The following is an 8,449-nucleotide window of genomic DNA, read 5'->3' on the forward strand; positions in this document are numbered from 1 at the left end:
GACCGCGAGGGGGCCCTCGCGGTCGCGCGGGAGGCGGTACACCTCTACCGGGACCTTGGTCCGCGCCCTCCGGCCGCTTTCCTGCCAGGTCTGGCCAACGCTCTCCATGTTCTGTCGCAGCGCATCTCCGCCACCGGGGAGCGCGAGGCGGCGCGTGCCCCGGCGCGGGAGGCGGCACGTCTGTACGCCGCTCTCGCCGCGGAACACCCTGGCGCGTTCCGCGCGGGACTCGCCATGTCCCTGAACACCCTGGCCGCAACGACAACGGCTGCAGACCGGGAGACCGGGGTGGCGTTGGTGCGTGAGGCTGTACGCGTCCAGCGCGAACTGGTCGCGGAACATCCGGCCGCGCACCTTCCGGTGCTCGCCGACTTCCTCCACAACCTCGCACGTGCGCTCGTCTCCGCCGGGGAAGCCTCAGCGGCTCTGGCCCCGGCCGAGGAAGCGGTCAGCGTCACTCGGCGCCTCGTCTCACGGGACCCGAACGCCTTCTCTCCCAAGCTCGCCATCACGCTCTGCCACCTGGGCAGCAGTCGCGCTGTCGTCGGCGACGTGTCAGGCGCGCTCGAATCGACCCGGGAAGCGCTCGCCATCCAGCGTGAACTCGTCGCGCGGCAGCCTGCCGTCTTCCGCGTGGACCTTGCCGACACGCTCGGCAACCTGGCCAACCACCTCAACGACGCCGGGGACCCGGCCGCCGCACTGCGGGCGGCCGAGGAGTCCGTCGCCATCCACCGCGAACTCATCGCACAGGACCCGGTCTCCTTCCGCCACGGCCTCGCAGGAGCGCTCACCCCTCTCGCGGAGAGCCTCGCCGCGACGGGGAGTCCGCAAGAAGCGCTGTCATCGGCCCATGAATCCGTACGCCTCTGGCGTGAGCTCGTCGCCGACCAGGCCGATGCCTTCCTTCCCGATCTCGCCACCGCCCTCAACAACACCGGCGTGTACCTGGGGCAGAACCGCGACTACGGCGGGGCGGTGACCGCAGCGCGGGAAGCGGTCGCCATCCGGCGGAGCCTGGCCATGGCGGACCCCGACGCCTTCGAGACGGTGTTCACCTCCGCTCTCAACAACCTGGCCGAGGATCTCACCCGCACGGACGACCACGCATCGGCGATCCGCGCTTTCGACGCGGCCGTGGAGGACTTCGCGGCAGCCCACCCCGCCACCGCTCGCCGCCTCGGCGTGGAGCGTGCCGTCTTCCTGCTGTCCTGCCCCGCCCCCTGGGCCGAGGCCGGCCTGCGTGAACTGCTGGTGTTCCTCGACAAGGATTCCGGAGGGCCGGGCACGGCGGACACCGCGACCGTACGGGCCCGGCGGGCGCTGCGCGCGTACGGTGATCCCGACGCGGTCCGCACGGCGTGGGAGACGGAAATCCTTGCCCCCGCACCGGCCTGGCTCACCCTGTCGCCGGAGACTCTGAACCTCGTCAGTTCCTGGATGTTCGCGCCCAACTGGCCCCAGTCACGCGACTTCTGGTCCCGGAACGCCGAGGCGCTCAGCAGCCGGGAGACAGCGACCGCCCTCGAAGAAGCGGCCCTCCTGGACCCCCGCACCGCGCTGCAGCACGCCGCGCTCCGTGAGACCGTCCTCCTCCACGGCGTGACCGCCGCCTACGATCCGCTGATCCTCAGGGAGCAGTTGACGGAGTGGGTGGAGTGCGACACCTGGGCGGAGTCACGGGTCTTCCTCCAGGACCACCCCCGCATCCTCCAGGTCCAGCCGTCCGGGGCCACTCCGCTCGCGCACGTCGCCGTCCTCGATGTCGCCCGCACGGAAGGACTGGATGCCGCGTACCGCCTCGTCGAGGACCGCGACGCCCTCCAGGCGTACGTGGAAAGGGCGTTGGCGGCCGGGGACGGCAACGCGCTGATGCACGCGGCGGCCGTGGAGGGGCAGGTCTTCGACGACAAGCTGTCCTCCCTCACCCACGCCCAGGCGGGCATGGTGCTCTCCGGGGCGGTCGAGGGCGTCGAACCGAACGATCTGGCCACGCTCCTGCCCCGGGCGCGCGAGGAGATCCGGGTCCGGCTGCTGAGGGAGATCTGCGCCCTCAGCGTCCAGCACGCCCACCCGCACGGTGCGACGTGGCTCCGTATCGTCCAGGCGCTCAGCGGAAGCGGGGCCGCCTGACGCTCACCGCCCGCCGGAGAACCGCCGGAAAAAACCGGGAAGGGCCCTGTCCCACGCGGGTGCGTGGGGCAGGGCCCTCTCGTCGGGCAACGCGGATCAGGCCTTCGCGGGCTCCGGCTCCTCGGAGGATGCCTCCTCCGACTCGGCCGGGGCCGGCACGCCCGCCTTCGCGGCGCGCTTCGCGGCCTTCTTCTTCGCACGGCGCTCCTTGCGGAGCTCCACCATGGCGTACAGCGTCGGCACCAGGAGCAGCGTCAGCAGCGTCGAGGTGACCAGACCGCCGATGACCACGACGGCCAGCGGCTGCGAGATGAAGCCGCCCTCGCCGGTGACGCCGAGCGCCATCGGGAGGAGGGCGAAGATGGTCGCCAGGGCCGTCATCAGGATCGGGCGCAGCCGGTGGCGTCCACCCTCGACGACCGCCTCGACGACGCCCATGCCCTGCGCCCGGTACTGGTTGATCAGGTCGATCAGCACGATCGCGTTGGTCACCACGATGCCGATCAGCATCAGCATGCCGATCATCGCCGCGACGCCCATCGGGGTCCCGGTGATGAGGAGCAGGCCGATCGCGCCGGTGGCGGCGAACGGGATGGAGACCAGCAGGATCAGCGGCTGGATGAGCGACCGGAAGGTGGCGACCAGCAGCATGAAGACGATCGCGACGGCCGCCAGCATGGCCAGGGCCAGCTTGATGAAGGCGTCCTTCTGGTCCTCGGAGACGCCGCCGATGGTGGCGGTGGCACCGTCCGGGAGGTCCAGGGAGTCGATCTTCTTCTGGAGCGCCTTGCTGACGTCGCCTGTGTCGTCACCGACGGGCTTGGCAGTGATCGTCGCGGCGCGCTGGCCGTCGATCCGTGTCATGGAGACCGGTCCGGGGACCAGTTTCACGTCGGCGATGGTGCCGAGCTTGACCGGGCCGAGCGGGAGGTTCTTCAGCTCGGCCATCGTGCCGGCCGGGTGGGCGGACCTGATGACGACATCCCGCTCGGTGTCGTCCATGATCGCCTTGCCTGAGGGGGTGCCCTTCACCGCACCGGCGACGGCCGCTCCCAGGGCTGCCTGGGTGAAACCGGCGTCGGCGGCCTTGGCGTTGGCCTTGACCGAGATCCGGGGGATGCTCTGCGACAGGTCGCTCTGGACGTCGCTGACGTCCTTGAGGCCGGCCACCGCCTTGCGTACCTCTTCGGAGGACTTCGTCAGGACGTCCGCGTCGGCGGCCTTGACCACGACGCTCAGGTCCTGGCTGCCGAAACCGCCGGCCTCGCCGAAGGTCGTGTCACCGATGCCGTCGAGCTTGCCGAGCGCCTCGTCGAGGCGCTTCTCGGTGGCGTCGTAGTCGGCCGGGTCCTTCAGCGTGACCTGGTAGGAGGCCTGGTTGGCCCCCGTGCCGCCGCCGAAGGCCGCCATGAAGCCGGACGAGCCGACGGTGACCTGGTACTCCTTGACGGCCTTGTCGTCGGCGAGGAGCTTCTCGACCTTCTTGGCCGCCTCGTCGGCGGCCGCCAGGCTGGTACCCGGGGTCAACTCCTGCTTGATGGAGAGGACTTCCTGCTCGCCCTGGTCGAAGAGGGTGGTCTTCAGCAGCGGAACCATGCCGCAGGTGCCGATCAGTACGACGACGGCGATGACCACGCTGACGACGCGGCGCCGGGTGGCGAAGCCCAGCACCTGGACGTACATCTGCTGGAGCTTGCTGCGGGCTTCCTTCTCCTCGGCCTTGCGCCGGGCCTCGTCGGGGTTCTCGGCGCTGCCCTTGGGGGCGCGCAGGAACCAGTAGGACAGGACAGGGACGACGGTCAGCGAGACCAGCAGGGAGGCCAGCAGGGCCGCGGTGATCGTCAGCGAGAACGAGCCGAAGAGCTCGCCGACCATGCCGCCGACCAGACCGATCGGCAGGAATACGGCGACCGTGGTGAGGGTCGAGGCGGTGACCGCGCCGGCCACTTCCTTCACCGCGGCGAGGATCGCGGACTGGCGCTCCTCCCCGTAGCTGAGGTGGCGCTTGATGTTCTCCAGGACGACGATCGAGTCGTCGACGACCCGGCCGATCGCGATGGTCAGCGCGCCCAGGGTGAGCATGTTGAGCGAGAGGTCGCGGGTCCAGAGCACGATCAGTGCGAGGACCACGGAGAGCGGGATGGAGACCGCGGTGACCAGGGTCGAGCGGAGCGAGGCCAGGAAGACCAGGATCACGATGACCGCGAAGAGCAGGCCGAGCGCGCCCTCGGTGGTCAGACCCGAGATGGCCTTGGAGACGGGCGGGCCCTGGTCGGTGACGACGGTCAGCTCGGCACCGGCGCCGAGGTCCTTGCGCAGGCCGGGGAGCTTGTCCTTGACCGCGTCCGAGATGGCGACGGCGCTGCCGTCCTTGTCCATCGTGGCCATGACGGCGAGGCTCGGCTTGCCGTTCGTACGGGTGATGGAGACCGCGGTGGACGGCTCCTGCTTCACCGTCGCGATGTCACCGATGCGGACCGGCTCGCCGGGCTTGCCCGTCGCCGGGTCCTGGCCGGTGACCCGCAGGTCCTCGATCTGCTTCAGGGAGGTGAAGGCGCCACCGACCTGGACGGTGCGGCTCTTGCCCGACTCGGAGAAGGAACCCGCCGGGACGGTCGCGCCGCCCGCCTGGAGTGCCTGGGAGAGCGAGGCCGCGTTCAGACCGGCGGAGCTGAGCTTCTTGTCGTCGGGGGTGATGGAGATCTGGAGGTCCTGCACACCGTCGACGGACACCTGGCCGACACCGTCGATGCCCTCCAGCGCGGGGACAACGGTACGGTCCAGCTGGTCGGCGAGCGCCTGCTGGTCCTTGTCGGAGGTGACTGCGAGGACGACGGTCGGGATGTCGTCCGTCGAACCGGCGATGACCTGCGGGTCCACACCGTCGGGCAGCTGGACGCGGGCGCGGTTCACCGCCTGCTGGATGTCCGCGACGAGCTGCTTGGTGCCCTCGTCGCCGAAGTCGAAGGACGCCATGATGACGGCGTTGCCCTCGCTGGCGGTCGAGGTGATTCCGGTGACACCGTCGACGGACTTGATCGAGTTCTCGAGCGGTTCGACGACCTGCTTCTCGACCACATCGGGGGACGCGCCCTGATAGGGGGCGAGCACCGACACCATCGGAAGTTCGATGGTGGGCAGCAGTTGCTGCTTGAGCTGCGGGATCGCAATCGCTCCGAATACGAGCGCGACGATCGAGATCAGCCCGATCAGGGCCCTTTGCGCGAGGCTGAATCTGGACAGCCAGGACATGGGTGAGGTCTCTCTTCTGTGGCTTACGCGGCAGGTGGGCGGGGTAACACGGGGACAGACCCGGCCCATCTATACGATCGCTTGTCCGACGGACCGAAAGCGTCGGTCCCAGGTCGCTTTCTTATGCCGCGCATACCGCAGGTGGAGTACGCCGCGGCTGCACCCTCACTCCACCCTGGGGCGGACAAGGCCCGATTCGTAGGCTGTTACCACCAATTGGGCCCGGTCGCGGGCGCCCAGCTTCGCCATCGCCCTGTTCACATGCGTCTTGACGGTGAGCGGGCTGACCACCAGGCGCTCGGCGATCTCGTCGTTGGAGAGCCCGCCCGCGACCAGGACCAGCACCTCGCGCTCCCGTGTGGTGAGGGCCGCGAGGCGCGCGGAGTACTCCGCGGCGTCCGGCCCCTCGCCGTCCGAACCGCCGCCCTGCGCGAGGAACGTGGCGATCAGCCCCTTGGTCGCGGCCGGCGAGAGCAGCGCCTCGCCGGCCGCGGCGACACGGATGGCGTTGAGGAGTTCGTCCGGTTCCGCCCCCTTGCCCAGGAAGCCCGAGGCGCCGGCCCGCAGCGACTGCACCACGTACTCGTCCACCTCGAAGGTGGTGAGCATGACCACGCGCACTCCGGCGAGATCCGGGTCGGCGCTGATCATCCGGGTCGCGGTGAGCCCGTCCGTACCGGGCATCCTGATGTCCATCAGCACCACGTCGGCGCAGGTCGACCGGGCCAGCTCCACCGCCTGCGCGCCGTCCGCCGCCTCACCGACCACCTGCATGTCGGGCTCCGAGTCGACCAGCACCCGGAACGCGCTGCGCAGCAGCGCCTGGTCGTCGACGAGCAGGACCCTGATGGCCGGTGTCATGCGTTCTCCCCCGTCCGGCCCACCACGTCCGGTTGCTCCGACTGCTGCGGGAGGGCCTTGACGGGCAGGATCGCATGGACGCGGAAACCGCCGCCGTAACGGGGTCCGGCGGCGAGGGTGCCGCCCAGGGCCGTGACCCGTTCCCGCATACCGAGCAGCCCATGGCCGCCGCCTTCGCCCCCGCCGTCCGGGTTTCCGCGGCCGTTGTCGAGCACCATGACCTCGGCCGTGGCCCCGACCCGTACGACACTCACCTCGGCCTTCGCTCCGGGACCCGCGTGCTTGCGCACATTGGTCAGCGCCTCCTGGATCACCCGGTACGCGGCCAGGTCCACGGCGGCGGGCAGCGGCGGGCCGTCCCCGGCCGCGCAGGCCACCTCGACGGACAGCCCCGCCCGGCGCACGGTCTCCACGAGCGCGTCGAGGACGGCCAGGCCGGGGGCGGGTTCGGTCGGTGCCTCGGGGTCGCCGGACTGGCGCAGCAGTCCGACGGTGGCCCGCAGTTCGTTGAGCGCGGAGCGGCTCGCCTCGCGGACGTGGGCGAGCGCCTGCTTGGCCTGGTCGGGGCGCTTGTCCATGACGTGGGCCGCGACCCCGGCCTGCACGTTGACCAGGGCGATGTGGTGGGCGACGACGTCGTGCAGATCGCGGGCGATCCGCAGCCGTTCCTCGGCCACCCTTCGCCTGGCCTCCTCCTCGCGCGTCCGCTCGGCCCGTTCGGCGCGCTCCCGGATCGCGTCGACGAACGCGCGCCGGGAACGCACCGCGTCCCCCGCGGCGCTCGCCATGCCGGTCCAGGCGAAGACGCCGAAGTTCTCCTGGCTGTACCAGGGCGCCGATCCGAAGGACATCGCGGCGGCGGTGAGCGCGGCCATCGTGAGCAGCCCGACCCGCCAGGTGGTCGGCCGGTCGGTGCGGGCGGCGATGGTGTACAGCGCGATGACCACGCTCATCACCACCGGGGCCGGCGGGTCCACCATCACCAGCTCGACGACCGTCAGCCCGCCGGTGGCGACCAGGACCGCCATCGGGTGGCGGCGGCGCCACACCAGGGCGAGGGCGCCCAGCACCATCAGGAGCACGCTGGGCGCGGCGGGCGTGCGGGTGCCGAAGGTGGGTCCGCTGTGCGAGCTCGGATCGGCGAACGAACCGATGATCATGGACACGAGCACGCCCAGGGCGAGCGCTCCGTCCAGCGCGAGCGGATGGTCGCGCAGCCAGTGCCGGACGCGCAGAACGCCGGTTCCGAGGGTGGTCACGGCAAGCTACGTTACGGCGTGTCGCGCGGAAATCCGGCCGGCCGGCGGCGAGCGGGGCCCGGGCGCCCCGCCGTACGCACAACGGTGCCCCGTGTCCGGCGGACCGGACACGGGACACCGTGGGTGCGGGTGCTGGAGCTGCCGGTTGTCAGCCGGAAATCAGACCGTCGTCGCGGAGCATGGCGCGCACCTCTTCGAGGGTCGCCTCGGGCGACGGCAGGATCAGCTCGGACGGCTCCAGGGAGTCGTCCGGCAAGGGCGTGCCGACTTCGCGCACCTTTGCGAGGAGCGCGTGGAGAGTGGAGCGGAAGCCGGGGCTGTCGCCACTCTCCATTTCGGCGAGCAGTTCGTTGTCGAGCTTGTTGAGCTCGGCGAGATGACTGTCGGCCAGGAGTACCTGGCCCTCCCCCATGATCCGTACGATCATGACGCTGCCTTAATTCTTGTCGAACTTGTGCGGGGACTGGGACGGGGACTGCTGCTGGGCGTCCTGCGGGCCGCCCTCGATGGCCTGCTGCGAGGAGGAGCCGCCGGCCAGTTCGGCCTTCATGCGCTGCAGCTCCAGCTCCACATCCGTACCACCGGAGATCCGGTCCAGCTCGGCGGTGAGATCGTCCTTCGCCGTGCCGGTCGGGTCGTCCAGGGCGCCGGAGGCGAGCAGCTCGTCGATCGCGCCCGCGCGCGCCTGGAGCTGCTGGGTCTTGTCCTCGGCCCGCTGGATCGCCAGGCCGACATCGCCCATCTCCTCGGAGATGCCCGAGAAGGCCTCCCCGATCCGGGTCTGCGCCTGAGCCGCTGTGTAGGTGGCCTTGATCGTCTCCTTCTTGGTGCGGAAGGCGTCGACCTTTGCCTGCAGCCGCTGGGCCGCGAGAGTGAGTTTCTCCTCCTCACCCTGCAGCGTGGTGTGCTGCGTCTCCAGGTCGGTGACCTGCTGCTGGAGGGCG

6 protein-coding genes are annotated in these 8,449 nt (G+C 70.5%); 1 reads left to right on the plus strand and 5 read right to left on the minus strand.

The window, feature by feature from the left end; genetic code table 11:
- A partial coding sequence (locus J1C73_RS14755; RefSeq protein ID WP_207316777.1) for a tetratricopeptide repeat protein occupies positions 1–2,133 on the plus strand: 2,133 nt, incomplete at its 5' end.
- Between the two features lie 96 nt (positions 2,134–2,229).
- Here the strand turns inward: J1C73_RS14755 and J1C73_RS14760 are convergent.
- The 5 genes from J1C73_RS14760 to J1C73_RS14780 form a co-directional block, all read right to left on the minus strand.
- On the minus strand, positions 2,230–5,385 hold the full coding sequence (locus J1C73_RS14760) for an efflux RND transporter permease subunit (protein WP_207316778.1): 3,156 nt from the start codon (positions 5,383–5,385) through the stop codon (positions 2,230–2,232).
- 165 nt (positions 5,386–5,550) lie between these two features.
- Positions 5,551–6,246: a response regulator gene (locus J1C73_RS14765; protein ID WP_207316779.1), complete on the minus strand. Its 696-nt coding sequence runs from the start codon at positions 6,244–6,246 to the stop codon at positions 5,551–5,553.
- Positions 6,243–7,505, minus strand: coding sequence for a sensor histidine kinase (locus J1C73_RS14770; RefSeq protein ID WP_207316780.1), 1,263 nt, complete (start codon positions 7,503–7,505; stop codon positions 6,243–6,245). Before J1C73_RS14770 ends, J1C73_RS14765 begins: the two co-directional genes overlap by 4 nt.
- 148 nt (positions 7,506–7,653) lie before the next feature.
- Positions 7,654–7,932, minus strand: a complete 279-nt coding sequence (gene pspAA, locus J1C73_RS14775) for a PspA-associated protein PspAA (protein ID WP_207316781.1) — start codon at positions 7,930–7,932, stop codon at positions 7,654–7,656.
- 9 nt (positions 7,933–7,941) lie between these two features.
- Positions 7,942–8,449: PspA/IM30 family protein (locus tag J1C73_RS14780; RefSeq protein WP_207316782.1), on the minus strand; the 508-nt coding region annotated here is incomplete at its 5' end.

Origin of the sequence: Streptomyces laculatispora, from assembly GCF_017353455.1 — a bacterium.
Taxonomy (GTDB): domain Bacteria; phylum Actinomycetota; class Actinomycetes; order Streptomycetales; family Streptomycetaceae; genus Streptomyces; species Streptomyces laculatispora.